Raw genomic sequence first — 19,603 nt, 5'->3', positions numbered from 1 at the left:
TCCGTGATAGAGACACACTCGGAGTGGCTGTCTGCCATTCGAAGTCGATTACGAATGATCAACTCGCAACTCGATACAGAACAGACCGATATGGAGGAGCAGCGAACAGCTACCGAGTCCCAGTCGCTGTCGTCATGCCCGGAGTGTGACGGACAGGTCACTCACGACGAGGAACATGGGGATACCACCTGTGAGGATTGCGGGCTCGTCCTCGACGACACGCCAATCGACCGAGGGCCGGAGTGGCGGGCGTTCTATCATGACGAACAGGAAGAGAAAAGCCGCGTCGGGGCACCCACGACCCAGCTCATGCACGATAAGGGACTGAGCACGACAATTAGCTGGCAAAATAAGGACGCCTATGGCCAATCAGTCTCCCCACGGAAACGAAAGCAACTGCAGCGCATGCGGACGTGGGATGAGCGCTTTCGGACGAAAGATTCCCACGAGCGAAACCTCAAACAAGCACTCGGCGAGATCAGCCGCATGGCATCTGCGCTTGGTGTACCAGGCCCAGTCCGTGAAACCGCGGGAGCGATTTACCGCCGGGCAGTCGATGAGAACCTCCTCCCAGGGCGATCCATCGAAGGGATGTCGACAGCATCATTGTATGCGGCCGCCCGGCAATATGGCACCCCGCGGTCACTCTCGGAGTTTGCGACTGTCAGCCGGGTAAAAGAGATCCGAATCCAGCGAGCATACCGATACATGTCCCGAGAACTTGACCTACAGATCGAACCGGCGGATCCACTCGAGTATGTGCCCCAATTTGCGTCGGCACTCGAAATAAGCGACGAGGCGACCCGACAAGCGCGAGACCTTCTCAGGACCGCGAAATCGGAGGGCGTTCATAGTGGCAAGAGTCCAGACGGACTCGCGGCATCGGCGATCTACGCAGCGACACATCTCACCAACGAGCAACTGACACAGGAAACGGTTGGCAACGCCGCCCATGTAAGCAAGGTCACGATTCGAACTCGGTACAAAGAACTACTCGAGGTCTATACCGCGGACAGTGAGGTCGTCTGATGCCGGCTTCCTTAGGTTACAGCTGTGGCAAGTCCTTGCTGAGTGCAAGACCAGCAACGGGTGTGCTTCGAAGTGTCTGTCACCCTCGCTCGTTCAACTCGTAATCGGATGGTCTTTCCCGAATCTCTTCGACAGACAACTAATGGTGAGTGATCCGGCGTCATCCGAGGACACGCCGTCGTTGCAGGACGTCCTAGATGCGTTGGACGATCCTGACTGCCGGACCATTCTCCGCGAAACAGCCGAACCCATGACTGCGAACGAACTCATCGACACCTGTGGGATCTCGAAATCAACACTGTACCGGAAATTAGACCGTCTCAGCCAAGCATCGCTCGTTCGAGAACGCGATGTGATCAATCCCGGCGGGGGGCGAACCACGAAATACGAACGGGACTTCGACGACGTTACAATCTCCATGGACGAGACGGATACGTTCTCGGTGACAATCGACCGACCGTCCCGCCAGTCTGATGAACGGCTCGCTGATATCTGGTCGAAGATGGGAGACGAACTATGACCTGGGTCGATACAGCCATCATCGTTGTCAAGACGGTGATTCTCCTGCTTGGCGGGGGAATCACGTATATCGCGTATAAGGCCTATCGCCGAACTGAGGCACCATCGTTACGTGTGCTTGGTGTTGGATTCGGCATTATCACACTCGGGGCACTCCTCGCTGGCATCGCCAATCAGGTCCTGTCGGTATCTCTCGAGATGGGAGTCCTGATTAATAGCCTACTCGTTGCGGTCGGGTTTGCAGTCGTTCTGTACTCACTTTATCTGGAACGCGGATAAGATAGTCTGAGTAAGCTTTGTGGCGTCTACTCGGAAGATTGGTCTCTGAATAGCGAGGGTCATCGAACGCATGGTCGTCGGTTCGGAGTTTAGTCGAAGAGAAGTCTAAGTCAGGCTACAAACTTGCAGATGAATAGTCGCACATTCTCAAGACGGCTGATAAATGGGAACCTCGACGTGGGGCACTGAGACGCCGGAAATCGTCAGGCTATGAGCAAGAGGGATCTACCCTGTGAAAGGGAACACCAAGTGTACGGTGCAGATATGCGCGATGCATCGGATTCACTGACTGGACGTTCGTTCCATAGAGAAACAGCGGCGGGAATGTCCCCAGACCGAGTGTTCCGAGAGCGAGGACGCCCATGCTTGGGGGGGTTCGCTTGGCCGCGCTTCTAGGCTGGTGAGCAGGTGGCTCGGCGATGTGTCTCTCAGTGTTGGCAACAGGAGAGGCCGGCCACAAGCACTACTTTGCGTGCCGACGATGATTACCTGTGGATTCCGGCTGAGTCCTGTCCGTACCGCGAGTACCATTATTCCCGGAATCCACATCTGTTGTAATCGTGGTCTCAGCCGACTATTGCCCTGCAGTGCCGGGGGGGTTTATCGAATAGTCTCGTTCATTAACTAGATGGGTCCGGCGTTCCGTTGTCAGCTTGTACCATTCTCCTCACAACCCCCTCCGTACGCGGGTGTCGGCCCCCATTCCTCGTCGCTGTATGCCGGCACTGCGTCGTTTCGATGTGGTGAGCAACGGCACAATGGATGGCTCGTCGCGTGCGCACCGGTATCGGTCGCACCAGTATTGGGTATGGAGTGGTCCCAACATTGACAACAATTGACGTATAATAAATAATTGGACGCTGAGCGCTACCCACCGTCTGAAATGGCTCACGACGCCATCAGGCTCTCAGCGTCCGTAGGTGTATCTGCGAGGCCGTCGTCAGGCCGGCCTCGCTTTTGTGCGACTGTTCGGGAGTATTAGTGGTACTCCAGTGCTGCACTCGTCAACCAATGTCGATTTTGATGTAGTATTGCAGCCAAATACTTTTGTTCATTTGAAAATATATTGACGTAATGCCCTCCCGCCGTAGCCTCCTCACTGCTTTGGGTGCCAGCTTTGGTACGGGTGCCGCTGTTGGCTATATTGCTGGGATACGTCCGTTCACCGAGGAGTCAAACTCTCGCCCCGAACCACTGGCCGCCGCACCAACTGAATGGCCGTTTTGTAACTATGATCGCGCACATAGTCGACATCCGCCCCCAGAGAGTGTTCCCACTGGTGAGCTGGAAGCGCGATGGCGATATCCGCTCGGGGAGGACGAGTACGCCGCCCCACCCGTGGTAAGCAATGGACAGGTGTTGCTGCCAGTGACGGAGTATGACCTTCGAGATACTGAATTTCTCTCCCTCCGGGCGCTTGATCTTGCGTCGGGCACCCGCGAGTGGGAGTGGCGATCGCCGACAAAGGGTGGCAACTACGATGTCCCAGTCGCCGCAATCGGCGATAGCGTCTTTCTCGGGGCAGCGATGACCAGTGACTACGGGGCCGTCTCCCTCGCAGCGGCGACCGGCAACGAGCGATGGCGTAGCTCTCTCGAAAGTTTTCCCGGCCCTGGTATTCTCACAACTGCCGGCTATCTGCTAACAAGACAGGCTGGTGACGAGAGTGCAGTCAAGGCACTCGATGCACGAACGGGCGACCCTGGATGGCGGTGGCCAACTACGAGTGCGAGAAATGCTGCGTTCGATGGCCAGCGTCTCGTTGTCGGCACCGAAAATCAGCTCGTTGGCCTCGAGCCGCAGACTGGAACAGAGTCTTGGCGTGGTGATGAACCGGACAATCTTCGCTGGGGGCCGGCTCTTGCTGATGACCGCGTATTTGTTGGAACGACCAGTGGGAGGCTCGCAGCGTACGATGCCACAACGGGTGACCGGCTGTGGCGGCGCGACCTCGCGGCCCCGGTAACTACTGATGGGACAGAGTATGCGCGCTGGATTAACACAGGTGCAGTCACACAGGATTCAGTGGTGGCTGTTGAGCGCCGATACGATTCAGCTTCAGATGTACTTCACGTCAGGAACTCGGCAGACGGATCGCTACGATTCACTAAAACACCAATAGTTGATGGTGACGCACGGTTCGCCAGTCCGGTCGTTGTCGACGGGCTGATATTCATCGGCGAGTGGAACGACACTGGGTCAGGTGGCGTGACAGTATTCGATCTTGGGAGTGGTGAGCGGACAGCGACTCTCCGAGTCGGAGGGGTGACATCTCTTATTGTGACTGCCGGTGAATTACTGGCGCTGACCGACGGTGCGTTGATTTCCCTTCGATAAGCTACCAACGCTTGGTAATACCGATACGTGCGGTGGACGTATCTACAGCACTTTGTTGGCTACTACAGAGCGAATTACTGAGCGTTCAATATAGAGAAAGGACTTACCGCTCGATGGGGGCCTGAAGAGCGCGAGAAGACTTACCAGACACTATAGACGGTTCCCGCCGTATCTGCCACGAAGATGGCCGAATCCACGATTGTCGCGGGTGCAGCGAGCGCGCTTTTCATTCGAAGCTCCCACTTCAGTTCTCCCGTCGCTTTCTCGATCGCATCTACATTCCGCCCCTGGTCGAGATAAATCGTGTTTTCGTCTGCGACGGGGTCTTGGAATGGCGGTCCGACGGGGCGTTCCCACTGGACGGTGCCATCCGCTTGGTTCAGTGCTACCAAGAACAGGTTCTCGGTCGAGGTCCCGGCGATGATGTACACCGACTCCTCATCGACGACTGGTGAGACGCCATCGGAGGATTCGCCGTACTCGTCGTACGTCCACAACAGGTCGCCCGCCTCGGCATCGAGGACGTACAGGACAGCATCCTCCGTTTGGGTGTAGACGGCACCGTCGACAACCGTGGGCGCGTGCAGCATATCCAAGTGATCCATCCCGGGGGAGAACGCCCACTCACGCTCGCCGGTCTCGGCGGTGAGCGCGTACAGCGAGAGATCCCAACTGGAGACGTAGACACGCTGGTCCGTCACCGCTACCGGCGCGAAGGGTTTTCCTTGGCGGCGCACCGCCGCGTGTTCATCGCTATCGCCCTCGATGCGAACGGTCGGGGGGAGCCCCTCGATATCGTGGGTCCACTGAAGCGCGCCGGTGTCTGCATCCAATGCGAGGACCTCCCCGGGGTCAGCCGCGAGGTATACGACGCCATTCGCGACGCGTGGCGGCTGTAACCCCTCGATATGAGACAGCTCCCCTTCGAGATGAAATGGAATGTGCCAGCGGGATGTCTGTGCGTGCACATCGACTGCATCGATGGCTGAGTAACTCACGAGATAGAGTGTGTCGTCGACGAGCGTCGGTGTCCGTCTGGGCGTCAATGGAACCCCATCGTAGTGCCACTGTTCGTCGCCCGTTTCGGCAGCGAGAACAACGAACGAAACGTCATCAATCACCGAATGGGGTACGTAAGCGGAACCCTTGTCAATAACCGGTGCCCCAAATAGCCGCCGTTCTTGGGTCCACATCCACCGCGTTTCGACACACCCAGACGGTCCCGCGGCATCCGTCTGGCCGGTATTCTGCATATCGTGGAGTTCGGTCGGCCACGAGCCGTTACCGGGCCCGCTTGACGAGCTCGGTGGGAGGTCAGCGGTGCAGGTAACTTCCTCAGAACTTTGGTGGGGGTTCCCAGTGGATCTCCCGTGACATCCACTGAGGGCGACAGTCCCTATCGCCGTCAAATATGTCCGGCGGTTCATACCACAAGATGGCGCTACAAGTCCGTGAGTAGCCGTAACATACTACCCGTCTACGCCCTGACCACACATTCGCACACTACTGAGCGGTCGATACAGGGGAACGCGTTTACGACGAACCCGCTCTGACAGTATCGTCAAACAGGTATTCGCCCACACGAATGAGACCCCTGGCCACCAGGTACCCCACGCTTGCGCCAAGAACGACACCGGTTACCACAATCACGAGCGCGATCATCATAAAAAGGAACCCAAGGGCGAGCGATAACCCCGTGAACACGAAGACACCAAATACTGCATAGACTGGATTTTCTGCTGCTCCCGCAGTCCCCCATACTACACCGATCACGACTGCGGTAACGAGATAGGCAAGGAAGACGGCTGCGCTCGGAACAAGAAGTATGCCCCCCAGGAATTTAAGGGCCGGTACTGCCCCAGTGAGACCCCATCGATTCAGAATTAGTGTTCCCAGCAACGAAACGACCAGTGACGGGAGCACGATTACGATTCCATGATACCACACAGGGTGAGTTGTCATTCTAGTGGCAGCGCCGGCTAACGGTTCTGTTACATCGTAGTACTCACCCGTGAGGAGGGGACGACCGATGTACACGCCCAACGCCACTGCTGCCACGAGAGCGCCGGCCAGAAGCCCTAACGAGGTCGGACGGTCATTGCGAACTAATGCGATGGTCTCTCACATCATGAAACGTGATTCATGCTTACTCCCTGGGGTTCCGTACCCGTTAGTAGTCGTTCTCTATTTCATACTGAGCTGATTTACGCGAAACGAATCAACTCGGAACCCGCGTTGATATGGATGTGCTCGGTCGAGACACCGATGCGGTCACCGAGTAAGTCACGGAGCGGTGCAGAATATGGTTCTGTGTAGTGGTTGCTCCGGGGAAGTTCGTCGCTGGCAGCCTCAATCGTCTCGTCGATTGGTGGCAGCGGGTTCTCACAGAGTAGGAGTTTGACGCCTTCGAACTCGGCACCGCCTTTCTCTATTGTCGAGGGCTCGTTCATACTCTCGAAGTACGCGGTAGTTCGTAACAAATCTTTCTCGGCATATGGTGGTCCATTGCCCCGAACCTTGGTGTCGTTGCGTCCCGTATATATCTCTATGCCGAAGGCAGAGCCGTTCGAGAGCCACACCGAGCGGTACGAAGGATGGTTCGAGGAACACGAGGCCGCCTATCAGTCCGAACTGGAGGCCCTCCGCCGCCTCGTTCCGACGACGGGGTACGGGATCGAGATCGGCGTCGGGAGTGCTCGATTCGCCGCGCCGCTCGGGATGCAGGTCGGCATCGATCCAGCCGGGAAAATGCTCGAATATGCTCGTGAGCGCGAAATCGAGGTGGTCAAAGGCGTCGCCGAATCTCTCCCCTTCAAAGACGGGACGTTCGATACCGCGTTGATCGTGACGACGATCTGCTTCGTCGACGACATTCCACAGACGTTGACTGAGGCTGCGCGTGTTCTCCGACCGGACGGCGCGCTTGTGATCGGATACATCGATAAGAACAGTCCAGTGGGAGAGGTCTATCAGGAAACGCAGTCCCAGAATCCCTTCTACCGGGAGGCCGTTTTCGTCTCGACTGAGGAACTCGTCGAGGCGCTCGAAACCGCGGGATTCACCGACTTCGAATTCGTCCAGACCATCTACCACTGGCCTGGCGAGATCGAGAAAGCCGAACCGATCGAATCGGGATACGGTGAGGGCTCCTTTGTGGGGATCAAGGCGACTCGGTAATCATCCCTTATCCGTCGGCACGTTTCAGTGTCGAACTCGCGATGTACTTGCAGAATCGATTCACATCGTCCGTGCGAAAACGATGAACAACGCTAAGCCGACACCGGCCAGGAGGGCGAGCATCGAATGTTCCTTCTCGTAGGACCGAGCTTCGGGGAGCAGATGGGCTGCGGAGACATAGATTAGCACGCCCGAGACGAATCCAAGCAAGAGGCCCAGATCGTTTTGTCCCAACCCGCTCACCAGTGGATAGGCGACGAAGGCGCCGATCGGTGTCGTCAATGCCGCGATGAAAAACGCGTACGTTGCCGCCGTTCGTTCAGTCACATCCCCCTTCAGCAAGACGAGATATGTGATGACCCCCTCGGCGAATTCGTGGACGACTAATCCGGTTCCGGCCAGAACGCCGGTCAGTAGCGAGATGTTGAACGTGACGGTGTAGACGACACCATCGATTAGCGAGTGAATCCCGATGCCTTCCGCTGCCGTCACTCCGAACGCGAGCGTCTTCTCTCCGGTGCGACGTTTGATCACTTGGTTGGAGAGATACATGAAGAGGAAGCCAGCCAGGGCGGCTAAGCCCGCGTCAGCGTTGTTCTCGACCGCGTTCGGGAAGGCATGAATCAACGGCGTCGTGATAAGAATCCCCGCAGCAAAGCACATGAGATACGGGAGTGACCGTTCCGCCCACTCCCGGTGTCGAAATATCGCGATGATTCCTGCACTGTTTATCAGCGCCGCGACAATGGCAAACGCTGCAATCCAGTAGAACTCCTCTGGAAACGCTACCATGGCTGATTCCTATGTTCCTTCGGGGGTCTCAACGGCTCGCTCTTGGCCACGAGAAAAGACATCTGGTCGGCCAATTCGAGACTCTCCGGCCGTCTCATACCGAAACCTACCGCGGCTGGATAGTAAAAGCAATGCTCGTCCGTCTGGCATCGTCTTGGACCTAGTACACTTTTGTACAGAAGCGATGCCGCCGTTGGGCTCTATAGGTCTGGTTGAAACCCTTAATCGGTGACAGTCTCCTGACAACTTGTTGAAACGTATCGCGTATCCCACGTTCTATATCACAGAGTATTGAGAGCGGCTTTAGCTGGGTCTTTAAGTACTCGTCCGTGAGGATTGTGCGGCAGTTTTGCACAACAGCTCCTACGCGGTAGGCAGAAAGCACATCACGAACTTGCATCGGAAGTAACTCACATCCCAATAGATATGCGTAAAGGACACTATACTATACATGATGGAGCACAGGAGCCAGAATTATCGGACGTGCCGTCGAGTATCGGCTCTCATTCCCGCTATCGAGAGAGGCACAGAGGCTTGACTACCGAAACCAGTCTCAGTCACCGAGAACTACGATGACACTCTACGATCGCGTTGCAGACCTGACACTGACGATCGAGACCACTGACCGGACCAGCCGTCGCCGAGCGATGGCCGGCGATTTTACCCGCGTTACGTCGACGTTCGTCCTGTTGGCCGGAGACGAGTTCGGCGCCGGGGAAGACGTCACCTACGATACCGTTGATCACGAGGTGTTGCCCGAGCCACCGGTGTTCGAGCTCGCGGGCGAATACACGCTGGACGAGTTCTCCCGAACACTCGACGATATCGACCTCTTTCCGACGAAACCGCCTGAGCGGGAGATATCCCGAAACTATCGACGGTGGGCAATGGAGAGCGCCGCGCTCGATTTGGCGCTCAAGCAAAACGAGACCACCCTCGCATCGCTGCTCGGTCGAGAACGGTCGCCAGTCCGATTCGTCGCCAGCACCCGGTTGCCGGACGGAAACCCGACGCGAGTCGAGGAGACACTCGCGGTCAACCCCGCCTGCGAGTTCAAACTCGGTCCGACCGCTGCGTGGAGCGAGGAGACGTTCGCGACGCTTGCAGAGACTGACGCAGTTCGCGTTCTCGACCTGAAAGGGCAGGCCGAGGGGTTCGTTGGGAGACAGCCTCCGGATTCCGACCGCTATCAACGAGTTTTCGAGACGTTCCCCGATGCGCTCGTGGAGGATCCGGCCATCTCCAACGATGTCCAGAATCTACTCGCAGCGAACACGGATCGCCTCTCTTGGGACGCACCGATCCAAGAGGTCGCCGACCTTCGCGACAGACCCTTCGAGCCGAACTGGTGTAACATCAAGCCGTCGCGGTTCGGAACGGTTCAATCACTGTTCGAGACGATCGAGTACTGTAACGATCAGGGAATCGGTATGTATGGTGGCGGTCAGTTCGAACTCTGTGTCGGCCGCGGACACATACAGTTGCTCGCGTCGCTGTTCTATCCCGACGGCCCGAACGACGTAGCGCCGCGCGCATACAACGAACCGGAGGTTCGGGGAGAGCTGATTGAGAGCCCTCTCGAGCCACCCACAGACCCGGACGGACTGGAGTGGAAAACGCTCAACTAGACGACGCGCTTTCGCGGGGAGTATCCTGCGCTACTCACTCGTTATGATTCTCAGCGAGGGTTGCAACGAGCCCAACGGTTCAGCAACGCGCCAGTGAGAAGGTCTTCGCTGTCGAACAGCGACTCGGACGTGAAGCCAAACATCTAGAGACATAGTCAATCGCCAGATCCTGCCGGGATGCGTTGTCTCGATGTAACGTTAGTTCGACAGGTCAAGCATAGACGAGTGCGGAAACCACCGGCAGGTAGCATTCGCTGGCAGACGAACTAGCAGACGACGTCAGACGTCGGTCTGTATCTCGGCGTCTCCGCTGTCTCGCTCAGGAGTCCGTCGATGTATTCGCGCTTGGTCGGGCTCACATTTCGATTCTCGTGATAGACATCAGTCCAAACATACTCGTCCGGAAGCTCACCGAGTAATTCGAGAAGCGCCTCGCGCTTACAGATGAGACGCCAAGTTTCCCACGTGAACCACGGAAACGCACAAATCGCTGACTCAATACACTCAATTTCCGCTCGTATCTCTTGTTTCTCTGATTCATCCAATACTTGAGACTTTAGTCACACATTTGGGGACCAAACGAGTTATGTCATCCCCTCAAGATCAGCTGAGAGACACGGCCGAGTGTACGGGAAGAACGACTATCCACGGTGCGACCGAAAGAGAGGATAGAGGTGATGTGGACGATCGTCGTAATCGCGAACTGCACTCGACTTGCGATGAGGGGATCAACCATGGTGTGGATCGGTGAGGGAGTTTCTAGCTGGTCTGTATCTCGCTGAGGAACGTCCGGTGTTCGGCGAGGTAATCGTACACCCCACCGAGCACGAGCCCATAGACCAGATACGCGAGCAAAGTTACAATTAACAGTGGCAGATCCTCAAGAATAGTTGTGTAACCGACTAAAACATTCAACAATGAAACAACAACATAGCCTGCCCAGAGAAAGAGTCCGAACACTGCTCCGTGAGCTAGCCCGGTCTCGCCAGGGAGTCCCCATGTAAACCCTGCAAAGAGGAGTGGCCACGCCACAGCAAACAGAAGCCCAAACCAGATGAACGTCAACAGCGTTGCGGTCAGACTCCCGAGTTCACAGTAGGGTGGTCCACCGACGGCGCACAGACTCGTGAAGGTAGCGACCACGAAGAGATTGGTTCCAGCGAGGAACAAATCCGCAACCAGGAGGAACACCAGTAACGCTAGAGTCGCTGCAACGCCACCGCCGAGGCTACTTCGTACTGGATCCATATCCCACTTTTTGATGTCAACGCAGAAAAGTATACACGGGGTTCTTGAGTTCAGAGAGCGCCTATAGCTTCATTCTGCTCGCCGCCGTATTTCAACGAGCAATGCCTCACTGGCATCATCACTGCGGCTGTCCGTACCATCGCCGTGGCCAACTGTGTCCAATCTGTGACAAACGAGGGTACTGGCCCCGAACGTGAGAAGAGTGGGCGGAACCGCAACAAGCCGAGATCGAACCCATTGTACAGCAACTGGACGAATTACGCGACGCAATCGAACGTCTCAACGAGCGTATCGACATCGTCGGCGTCCACGTGTTCGTACTCGTAGAGGGTGTAGTTGTACGCTTGGCGATGAACGTCGATATGGGATTCCAGTTCAGCCGCTACCGCTTGTGTTGGGTATGCGGGGTAGCGGTGACTGTACTCCATCGCTGTCTCTTGATTAGTGATATGTTCACTTTATGGTTTGTATCCCTGCCTATCGGATTCAACCCCGGGGTCAAGCCCCGGGGCATTCTCCTAGACTGCCTGTAAACCCTGGCCGAGTCGGTGATGTACGACATAATTCTCTTTCCGACGGACGGATCGACGGGCGCAGAACGAGCCCGCATCACGCGCTTGAGTTAGCCGTTGATCAGGACGCTCCACGTCCTCCACGTCGTCGAGACAGTTGCACCGGCTGCGTCTCTGCACGAGATGATCGTCGAGCGAATGACTGAGCGAGGGGAGGAGCTCGTAGACACAGTGGCGAATATGGGACAAGAACAGGGGTGGCTGTCGAAACCGCAGTTCGAGAGGGAGAGCCAGCAGAGACAATCGTCGAATACGCGACGACCGAAGAAATCGATGACGAGTTCGGCGGCAGCCGCAAACGGAATAGCGACTAACACGACGATGATCACCACCTCAAGGGTGAAGGACTCGTCTGTAGTGAGCCAGATCGCAAGCAGATTCTCGAACACACCCATGAGGACCCCAATGACGAGAAATCCGAGGAATCGTGCGGTGTGTTTTCTTTTCATGGATCGATATCTGTCGGGCTTGAAGGAAAGAGGTGGGAACAGATTCGGCGTGACCGAATCCGAAACGTGGTACGATCCGCCTTCTGGAGTTCGTGTGAGACGTTTCCAAATGACGTAGTCATCTACATAGGTTGAACGGGGGGATGGCGCTTCAAACGGACTCAAAGGTGCCTATTACTACCGTGTAACGGATGTCGAGTGCTCGACTTCCCGTTTGGCTCACTGATACATACCGAGTTGCGGTGCTTCTGATTGTGGTTGGTGGTGGGCCTGTTCAACCATCTGCTGATACTGGTCAGCGATTTGCTGCATCTGTTGTTGAATCTGGTTCGACTGCTCTTCCAGTTCGGACGTATCGATGTCGAAATCCACCAGCGGTTCCAGTGCGTCTTCGATAACTGATCGAGCAGCCCCTGGATCTGGGAGATATGGATCCGCGTGAACGACCAGTACCGCTGCCGGCACATCGTGATGATAGCAGTCGTTGGCGAGGGAACCAGTGATCCCCCCAACCAGGCCCGTCCCCTCGGCCAACTCGATTCCAGCATTCTGGATGTCCGCTTCGAGTTCTTCAGCCGTCGTGATTGCCTTGACAGTGCCAATCTCGTCTTCGCTCTGAGCCGGTGCCCCAGCCAAGAAAATCGCTCGATCGAACTCGTTGGCCAACTCCTCGAGAACGCACCTGCTCAGTGGTTTGAACGCAGATGGTGGGAGAGCGAGGTCGCTCTGGAGTGTCATCACATTGTGTTGGGAGCTCGCATATACCCGGACCATGTCTTGGGCATGTCCATCTTGATAGGAGAGGATAGGAGGAAACTCGTCAGAGACGATATTTCCGTGGTGTTTGAGGTCGAGTTGGCTCGTAATCTGGTCGACGGCGATCGCGGCGACCAGCCCAAAGCCTGGGAACCCCTCGATGAGGGTAGGCGATTCCGCTCCGATATCGGTGAGTTGGTCGAACGTTATGGAGACATCATCCATCGTTGAATTACCTACGCAACCTATTCACGCGCACACCTATCGTTATTACCCCGTCTATCACCCCCCGTCGACAAAACACAACCTCGAAGGATGGGGGTGCACATAATCTCGGCAGCAGAGTTGATTTTGGAGGCCGCTCCAAGATAGTAACTGAGTGACTCTGCCGAAGAGCACGCTAGTGAGCCATCTTGAATGCACTATCTCTGCGAGGCGTCTCAGTTCGGGATCGCTATCGGAAACGATCTCCACGACACCGATCTAGTCACCGCATTCGAACGCCTCGACCGCTCAATCCACACGATTGAGGACGGCTATCCAGCCTGGCATCCTGCCCCACTCTCCTTTCGCGCGAAAGAACACGTCCCCATTGAGACGGTCCTCTGGGATCGCGAGTTCGATTCCATGCGCGTGTTTCAGACCCTCTCGAATCTCGACGTGAACTACCTTATGACTCCAGGCATATACGTCTCGCGTGGGTTCTGGGCAATTGGCATGCACCGCTACTCAGGTGATGAACGCCCCAGAACCCACTGACATCTTCCCGATTCGGTATATCGGGTCCATATCTATCGACTGCCGGTGCGCACCTGACATTCAGGGTCTGACATCGTCAGTTGCGCACCGCCGTCGGTGTGACTCGCCGGCGAGTGCGTGCCGGTGCTAACATTGATAATAGTTGACGTGTAACATGCAGACGGGCGCTGGGCGACAGCTCCGTCAAGACTGGCTCATCGTGTATCCATTCCAGCGTCTGTGGCTGTGACTGTGAGGCCGTTGTCTGTCCGGCCTCGCTTTTGTGTGCGCTGGTGCAATCCGGGAGTGCTATCGGCGACGACCACTCACTCTCCGCCTGCAAAAATGGGTCGCTCCCGAGTTTTGCAGCTACATACGACAGCGGCAAGCCAGGGCATGTGCTGCCTGTTCCACCGGCATCGGTTCTGTGATTGCGCTGTGGGGCCAAACACTCAATACTCGCGTAATCCAACACTCAGTCATGGCGACGCTCGAGATCGATGACGCCGTCTATGAGGCGTTGCAAATCCCGGAAGGTGAGCGCTCACAAGCGATGAAACAAGAGTTAGCCATCTCACTCTACGCACGGGATATCCTCTCCTTTGGAAAGGCACGTGCATTAGCAGAACTCTCTCCCCAGGAGTTTCAGGCGCTTCTTGGCGAGCGTGCGATTCCCCGTCACTATACCGAGGTTGAACTGGCCGAAGATCTCGACTATGCCGAATAGCGATCTCGTTGTTTCCGATACATCTCCGCTGCTTAACCTCGCGCTCATCGAACAGCTGGGTCCCCTCAAAGCGCAGTTTGCCAATATTTCTGGAGACACGTGAAGCAGCAAAGTTACTTAGTATCGCCGTTTTCAGTATTTTCGCCGCTTTCAGTCCTAACACTCTTTACGATAAGCGACGTAGGCCCAGTCAACGATGGCTATCGATCGAGACACATTCGAGAACACGAGCGAGGACGAACTCGCGGACCTCTCCATCCCCGATCAAGTCCTCGGGTTTCTCGTTGCCAACGAGGATCGGGCGTTCAAGGCCCGTGAAATCGCCTCTCATATCGGCGTCGACGAGGGCGCGGTCAGCACCGCACTCTCTCGATTGAAAGATCGTGACCTCGTCGAACACAAAGCGGCGTACTGGGCGATAACTGATGATACCGACCGACTCGACGGGTATAGTGGCTACGAGCGGGCGACTACCCTCTTCAACGAGCAGTTCGGCGCGGAAGACAAAGAGTCGTGGCGCGACCACGCCGCCAGTGAGTCACATCCGAGCGAGGAGACTGAAGAGTGACCGAGGCGGAGGCATCTCCAATTTTCGAGCGTGGAGATGTCGTCGACGGCGATGACCCGTTCAAGGGCGACGAAGACGCCCGACCGTGGCTCATTCTCTCGAACCACGACGGGCGACCATTCCACGGCGAGCAGTATATCGTGGTGACGCTCACAACGAAATCCTGGATGGACGGGCTCATTGACATTCCCGGGGAGAGCTGGCTTCGCGGTGGGACGCCAGCCGACAGTCGGATCGTTCCGTGGGGAGTCCTGTTCACTATACGACTCTTAATATCTCTCCTAAGACCGAGGTAGTATATGGGGCCGTCACACCCGTTATGAGCAGGGAATTGGGATTGACCGCTCCGTTCGTGTGACGACCACTCACGCCACTCCTGCAAAGAAGGGGTCGCTTCCGGGTACTTGCAGCTACCACGCAGCCACGGCAGCGGCGGCAGGGCACGTACCATCGCATTCATCAGCGTCGGTTCTGCGCCGATTCCCGTCTTAGCTCCTGTTCGTTACAGGGTTACCCCGAAGAGCCGCCAGTCGTTGCCTTTCGATCACTGCTCGCTAGAGATCCAGACCGACGTAGCGTTGGTCCACCAACCCCTCGGCAGTCTCCGTATCCATCGCGAGCAACTCCATCTTCGTCTGGTCTCGACCCGCCGGGTCTTCTCGATACGGTCGTCGCCTCCTCCTTCTCTGTCGAACATGAGCGCCAGGCACCCTATTGGGAGTCGTTGCCCGGCGCTTATCACTACCTCATCTCTCGAGTAGGAGCTGGCGGATAGCCCAAGCACTATCTGGCATGCGTGAAATGAATACATGTGGGTTCCGGACCATCCTACTGGCGCGTTCTACCATCATCGCGCCCGGAATCCACATCTGTTGCAGTCGTGACGTGGCCGACTATCACGCTGTAGTGCTGGGGTTTTATCACATAGTCTCGCCCACTGATAAGATGGGTCCGACGTTCCGTCGTCGGCTTGTACCATTCCCCTACCACCCTCTCCGTATGCGGGCGTCGGGCCCCCATTCCTCGTCGCTGCATGGCTGGTACTGCGTCGGTTCGATGTGGTGAGCGACGGCACAATGGGTAGCTCGTCGCGTGTGCACCGGTATCGGGTCTGAATTAGTCCCAACATTGACAACAGTTGACGTATAATGAATAGATGGACGTTGAACGCTACCCACCGTTTGAAATGGCTCACGACGCCATCAGCCTCTCAGCGTCCGTAGGTGTATCGGCGAGGCCGTCGTCAGGTCGGCCTCGCTTTTGTGAGACTGTTTGGGAAGACCAGTGAGAGTGACGAGGTACAGGTGGGCATGGTTCGCGAGCGTGGTAGCTTGGGTGCAGTGAGCCTGAGCAGGAGCGTGGCGAGACGCTCGTTGATTTGGGTGAGTGCTGAGAGCTGCTTGATAGAGATACGAGCGCATACCCCCGCCTTCCCGTGAGTGACGAGCGTTCCGATACCCTGTCGGAAATGTGACCGAAATCAGTAGGTGGCTGGGTTCAAGACGCGCTATTCGTCAACTCCGTCATGTAGTTCGAAGGCAACCTCCACCTCTGCTTGATACTCTCGTTCGGTTTGGTCTAATTCCACTGCTTGGTCTACCACAGTGACCCATTTGAGATCTTCTAGCGTGGCTTCGGCTCGGTCGATGGCGTCCTCGACAGCACCTTCGAAATTCTCATTGCTCCGACCAATGAGCGTGACTTTCTTGAATACCATGGTCAAGCATCCACCTATTGGTGGGTGGTAACAAACAACACGCTCTAATATAAAGGTATCGGCATGCTGAGACGCCGCAGGAATAGATGTGCGTAAAACGTAGCTGATAGGTACAGACGAGCGAGGGAGCACCTCGGTCGAAGACCTATCGGCTACTGAGTAGGGACGGCGTGCGAGATACAGAGCGCGAGTTCAGCAAATGGCAGCTACGGGGGGTTATCTACTAATTGGGGCCATTATTCATGGATCCCATGATGGGGTCCCTGAGCCCCGTGGTGGCCAGCCCCATCGTGACGGGGATGGTCATTCCAGTGGTCACCGTGCTGGTGGGTTCCCCAATTGTTGTGCCAGCCCCACTGGTCATAGCTGTGTCCCACAGTCGAGACGGGGTCGTCAGCCATGTCTGAAGCAGTGGCACCCGCTACTAGAGGCATTCCAAGGCCCAGCATGACCAGAACGGCGAGGCCCACTACAGCCCATCGAAGTTTCGTGTTCATACGTGTTGCCTCCTACGTGGAAGGAGGTGACGGGCAAAAATAGCGATTCCGAAGATTCCCAGCAATCAAGAATCGTATCTGGCAGCACTCATAGCGGTATCTACAGGCGGGACAAGGCGAGTGCCTCGGGGCTTGACCCCGAGGGTGAAGCCAACACGTTTATTACGTAAGAAACCGTCTTTCATGATACAGTTGCGACGTGGGTTAAAGACCTTAATCCGAAGCAACTGCGCGCAGTTGCTGAGGAATGCGACACCTCTCAAAACCCGCGCCTTTGGCGTGGTGCGACGGGTGTTGTCGGGCGAGGTGGAGTCGCCGACCCTCACGGACGCACCGGGCGTTCAGGTGTTAATTCCAGCCGACCCATCTCGGGAAGGTCGAGGGGAATTAAATTCGCCTGCGGTGGCGGTGCGGACCAAAACGGCGAAGCCTCGGGGCTTGTCCCCGAGGTACTTCACGCACACCTAACTACCGGCTGTTTCAGTGGGAAAGGTATCGAACTAATAGATCGTAACAGTGCCAGTAACTCCGAGTATCTCTCCCAGAGGTGGGCCGGACTTGGAAGCCCGTCACACCTGTTGTGAACAGGAAATCGGGACTGGTCGCTCCGTTCGTGTGACGACCATTCCTGCACGAATGGTGTCGCTCCCGGTTCTTGCAGCTATCAGACAGCGTCAAGGAAGGGCATGTGCTGCCTTTTCCACTAGCAGACGGCAGACAACAAGCGACGATGAAAGTTCAGTCGAAGCGGATGGGTTACTCGTGTTCGAGCGCGTCATAGATGTCGCGATTCGACTCGCGGTCGGCCGTTGCGACACGTCGAACTAATTCCCGACGAATGTCGTCCATCACTTCGTCAAGCGGGGAGGCGGAGTCGGTCCCGTCCTCAGTGGCCATATCCAAGGAGATGTCCTGAATGCGGTTAATCATTCGGGTCCTCATCGGTAGTTAGTTGCTCCAGTCCGTACTGAATGAGGTCATCCCGCCACTCTTCGATCTCGCCAACTAAGTCCAGTGCTTCAGTGTGGGAGTGTAGATATGCAACGGTCTCCTCTTCATTGACAGTCGCCTCATCGGTTCCAAATCGCTTCAAGACCTCCCTAATCTGGTTGTCGTACTCAAATCGGTACCCATTGAGAAAATAGAAGACGACTGTCGTGTTGAGTGCGGTTCGCTTATTCGCGTCGACGAACGGATGGTTCGCAACGAGCAGTCGGAGCAAGTGGAACGCTTTTTCGTGAATCGTCTCCGGTACTGTACCGAAACTCCCTTCCTTAATGTATTGTCAGTGCAAACTCTATGTCCCCACTGTTCGCTACGCCAGAATGCGTATCAGGATACTCCGAGACGATATCGTCGTGGATCGCAAGAACGTCATCGACTGACGGATACCACACCGAGTCTCCCATGCAATCACTACTCGATGGTGAACTGGTGTAGTCTTTACCATGAACCACGCAGAAGCGAGACTCGTCGAACGGAATTTCAGAGATTTGTTTTGCTCAGTCATGATGCCCCACAACTGATTGCCCGACATCTCGGACATGCTCACTTCGCTCGAGGTCGAGTTCTTCAGCGAGGTAATCCACGAGCTCCTCGAAACTCGTAGCCGAATGAAGTTGTCCGGGCGGTATAACCCCAGTGTGCCGAATACCGCGATCCTCAACTTGACTTCGCCGGCGCCTTAGACAGTATGAGCGGAGGTCACTTTCCCAACATTGTGACTTCTGACATCGCTGAGGGTTCTTGCTGGGAGAACTGTCACACCCGTTGTGAACAGCGAATCGGGACTAGTCGCGCCGTTCGTGTTACGAACACTCACTCCACTCCTGCAAAGAAGGGGGTCGCTCCCGGTAGCTGCAGCTACCAGACAGCAACGCCAGCGGCGGCAGGGCACGTGCCACCGCGTCCAGCAGCGTCGGTTCTATGCCAATTTCCTTCTCAATTGGTGCTCGTCACAGGCTTACCCCGAAGACTCCACCACAACGGGTGTGACGCCACCAGTCGTTGCCTTCGATCGCTGTTCTCTGAGAGATCCAGACCGACGTAGCGTTGCTCGACCAATGCTTCGGCTGTCTCGGCGTCCATCGCCAACAGCTCAATCTGTGACTGCTCCCGTCCCACTTGCCGAGTCTTCTCCACAAGGTCGTCGCCACCAATCTCGATCAGTTTCTCCCAGACACGTTTGACTGTTTGTACGTAATCGTGCTACTCGGAATCATCGCAACGATTCTCGTACTCCAGCGGACACGACCGAGTCGGTACGTCCTCCTCGGATTCGGAATCCTGGCGCTTCCGCTTGGATCACCGGCATTGTACGCAGGGTATCTGCGTGCTGTACGAACAGACTGATAGCGCTAGCTAGGAGGTGTCAATATCGGGTATTACCTCGTATAGATACTATCAATATCCAGTACGAACAGATTGTTAGTTTCCATTCATTATTCTCGGAGTGATGGGCTGGATGTGGATATTCGCTCACTCGGACGATTCGATGACTGTACGACGATTCGATAGCTGGACGGGAATCCGCTTTAGGACCGTCTGTCTTCGCTCAACGGTGGGTCTCG

Annotated in this window: 20 protein-coding genes and 2 pseudogenes; 10 read left to right on the top strand and 12 right to left on the bottom strand. The window is 56.2% G+C overall.

Translation table 11 applies throughout. The annotated features are described in order from the left end of the window. The first annotated feature begins 90 nt into the window (after window positions 1-90). From EGH23_RS21065 to EGH23_RS21050, 4 genes are all read left to right on the top strand, one after another. The gene (locus EGH23_RS21065; protein WP_236044991.1) at window positions 91-1,029 is read left to right on the top strand and encodes a transcription initiation factor IIB; all 939 of its coding nucleotides are present in this window, start codon (window positions 91-93) and stop codon (window positions 1,027-1,029) included. A 142-nt stretch (window positions 1,030-1,171) separates the two neighbouring features. Next, window positions 1,172-1,549, top strand: coding sequence for a winged helix-turn-helix domain-containing protein (locus tag EGH23_RS21060; protein WP_220581957.1), 378 nt, complete (start codon window positions 1,172-1,174; stop codon window positions 1,547-1,549). Then, window positions 1,546-1,827, top strand: a complete 282-nt coding sequence (locus EGH23_RS21055) for a DUF7521 family protein (RefSeq protein ID WP_220581956.1) — start codon at window positions 1,546-1,548, stop codon at window positions 1,825-1,827. The genes EGH23_RS21060 and EGH23_RS21055 overlap by 4 nt, the downstream gene beginning before the upstream one ends. A 1,074-nt stretch (window positions 1,828-2,901) precedes the next feature. Beyond that, a complete protein-coding gene (locus EGH23_RS21050) occupies window positions 2,902-4,164 on the top strand; it encodes a PQQ-binding-like beta-propeller repeat protein (RefSeq protein ID WP_220581955.1) in 1,263 nt (420 codons plus the stop codon). Window positions 4,165-4,304: 140 nt separating this feature from the next. Here the strand turns inward: EGH23_RS21050 and EGH23_RS21045 are convergent, their stop codons facing one another. From EGH23_RS21045 to EGH23_RS21035, 3 genes are all read right to left on the bottom strand, one after another. Continuing rightward, window positions 4,305-5,357, bottom strand: coding sequence for an outer membrane protein assembly factor BamB (locus EGH23_RS21045; protein ID WP_236044996.1), 1,053 nt, complete (start codon window positions 5,355-5,357; stop codon window positions 4,305-4,307). A gap of 340 nt (window positions 5,358-5,697) precedes the next feature. Continuing rightward, the gene (locus tag EGH23_RS21040; protein ID WP_220581953.1) at window positions 5,698-6,222 is read right to left on the bottom strand and encodes a hypothetical protein; all 525 of its coding nucleotides are present in this window, start codon (window positions 6,220-6,222) and stop codon (window positions 5,698-5,700) included. A 146-nt stretch (window positions 6,223-6,368) separates the two neighbouring features. Continuing rightward, window positions 6,369-6,614, bottom strand: coding sequence for a hypothetical protein (locus EGH23_RS21035; protein WP_220581952.1), 246 nt, complete (start codon window positions 6,612-6,614; stop codon window positions 6,369-6,371). Window positions 6,615-6,711: 97 nt separating this feature from the next. On the opposite strand from EGH23_RS21035, the gene EGH23_RS21030 reads away from it, so the two are divergent. Further along, window positions 6,712-7,341 (top strand): class I SAM-dependent methyltransferase, encoded by a 630-nt coding sequence (locus EGH23_RS21030; protein ID WP_220581951.1) that lies wholly within the window; start codon window positions 6,712-6,714, stop codon window positions 7,339-7,341. Between the two features lie 60 nt (window positions 7,342-7,401). Here EGH23_RS21030 and EGH23_RS21025 read toward each other — a convergent pair whose 3' ends face one another. Further along, entirely contained in the window at window positions 7,402-8,133 is a 732-nt protein-coding gene (locus tag EGH23_RS21025) for a ZIP family metal transporter (RefSeq protein WP_220581950.1), read from the bottom strand. A gap of 572 nt (window positions 8,134-8,705) precedes the next feature. Here EGH23_RS21025 and EGH23_RS21020 point away from each other — a divergent pair. Continuing rightward, window positions 8,706-9,761 (top strand): enolase-like domain-containing protein, encoded by a 1,056-nt coding sequence (locus EGH23_RS21020; protein ID WP_220581949.1) that lies wholly within the window; start codon window positions 8,706-8,708, stop codon window positions 9,759-9,761. 759 nt (window positions 9,762-10,520) lie between these two features. Here the strand turns inward: EGH23_RS21020 and EGH23_RS21015 are convergent. The 4 genes and pseudogenes from EGH23_RS21015 to EGH23_RS21000 form a co-directional block, all read right to left on the bottom strand. Then, complete coding sequence (locus EGH23_RS21015; RefSeq protein ID WP_220581948.1) at window positions 10,521-11,009, bottom strand: DUF6789 family protein; 489 nt, start codon at window positions 11,007-11,009, stop codon at window positions 10,521-10,523. A 293-nt stretch (window positions 11,010-11,302) separates the two neighbouring features. Beyond that, a pseudogene (locus EGH23_RS21010) lies at window positions 11,303-11,437 on the bottom strand (helix-turn-helix domain-containing protein); the annotation flags it as partial. 194 nt (window positions 11,438-11,631) lie between these two features. Further along, complete coding sequence (locus tag EGH23_RS21005) at window positions 11,632-12,030, bottom strand: hypothetical protein (protein WP_220581947.1); 399 nt, start codon at window positions 12,028-12,030, stop codon at window positions 11,632-11,634. Window positions 12,031-12,249: 219 nt separating this feature from the next. Continuing rightward, window positions 12,250-13,011: a proteasome assembly chaperone family protein gene (locus EGH23_RS21000; protein ID WP_220581946.1), complete on the bottom strand. Its 762-nt coding sequence runs from the start codon at window positions 13,009-13,011 to the stop codon at window positions 12,250-12,252. Window positions 13,012-13,203: 192 nt separating this feature from the next. Between EGH23_RS21000 and EGH23_RS20995 the strand changes: the two genes are divergently transcribed. The 4 genes from EGH23_RS20995 (at window position 13,204) to EGH23_RS20980 (ending at window position 15,115) form a co-directional block, all read left to right on the top strand. Beyond that, the gene (locus tag EGH23_RS20995) at window positions 13,204-13,545 is read left to right on the top strand and encodes a hypothetical protein (RefSeq protein WP_220581975.1); all 342 of its coding nucleotides are present in this window, start codon (window positions 13,204-13,206) and stop codon (window positions 13,543-13,545) included. Window positions 13,546-14,005: 460 nt separating this feature from the next. Continuing rightward, on the top strand, window positions 14,006-14,251 hold the full coding sequence (locus EGH23_RS20990; protein ID WP_220581945.1) for a UPF0175 family protein: 246 nt from the start codon (window positions 14,006-14,008) through the stop codon (window positions 14,249-14,251). Between the two features lie 196 nt (window positions 14,252-14,447). Then, window positions 14,448-14,819: a MarR family transcriptional regulator gene (locus EGH23_RS20985; RefSeq protein ID WP_220581944.1), complete on the top strand. Its 372-nt coding sequence runs from the start codon at window positions 14,448-14,450 to the stop codon at window positions 14,817-14,819. After that, the gene (locus EGH23_RS20980; RefSeq protein WP_220581943.1) at window positions 14,816-15,115 is read left to right on the top strand and encodes a type II toxin-antitoxin system PemK/MazF family toxin; all 300 of its coding nucleotides are present in this window, start codon (window positions 14,816-14,818) and stop codon (window positions 15,113-15,115) included. The genes EGH23_RS20985 and EGH23_RS20980 overlap by 4 nt, the downstream gene beginning before the upstream one ends. Window positions 15,116-16,326: 1,211 nt before the next feature. Here EGH23_RS20980 and EGH23_RS20975 read toward each other — a convergent pair. The 4 genes and pseudogenes from EGH23_RS20975 to EGH23_RS26570 form a co-directional block, all read right to left on the bottom strand. Further along, window positions 16,327-16,536 (bottom strand): dodecin, encoded by a 210-nt coding sequence (locus EGH23_RS20975; protein ID WP_220581942.1) that lies wholly within the window; start codon window positions 16,534-16,536, stop codon window positions 16,327-16,329. A 1,253-nt stretch (window positions 16,537-17,789) separates the two neighbouring features. Further along, a complete protein-coding gene (locus EGH23_RS20970) occupies window positions 17,790-17,930 on the bottom strand; it encodes a hypothetical protein (RefSeq protein ID WP_220581941.1) in 141 nt (46 codons plus the stop codon). Window positions 17,931-17,955: 25 nt separating this feature from the next. After that, the gene (locus EGH23_RS26575; RefSeq protein ID WP_236044989.1) at window positions 17,956-18,255 is read right to left on the bottom strand and encodes a type II toxin-antitoxin system death-on-curing family toxin; all 300 of its coding nucleotides are present in this window, start codon (window positions 18,253-18,255) and stop codon (window positions 17,956-17,958) included. A 741-nt stretch (window positions 18,256-18,996) separates the two neighbouring features. Then, window positions 18,997-19,229, bottom strand: a pseudogene (locus tag EGH23_RS26570) (hypothetical protein); the annotation flags it as partial. Between the last annotated feature and the right edge of the window lie 374 nt (window positions 19,230-19,603).

Source organism: Haloarcula nitratireducens (assembly GCF_019599505.1).
This window is presented reverse-complemented; position numbering and strand designations above follow the sequence as displayed.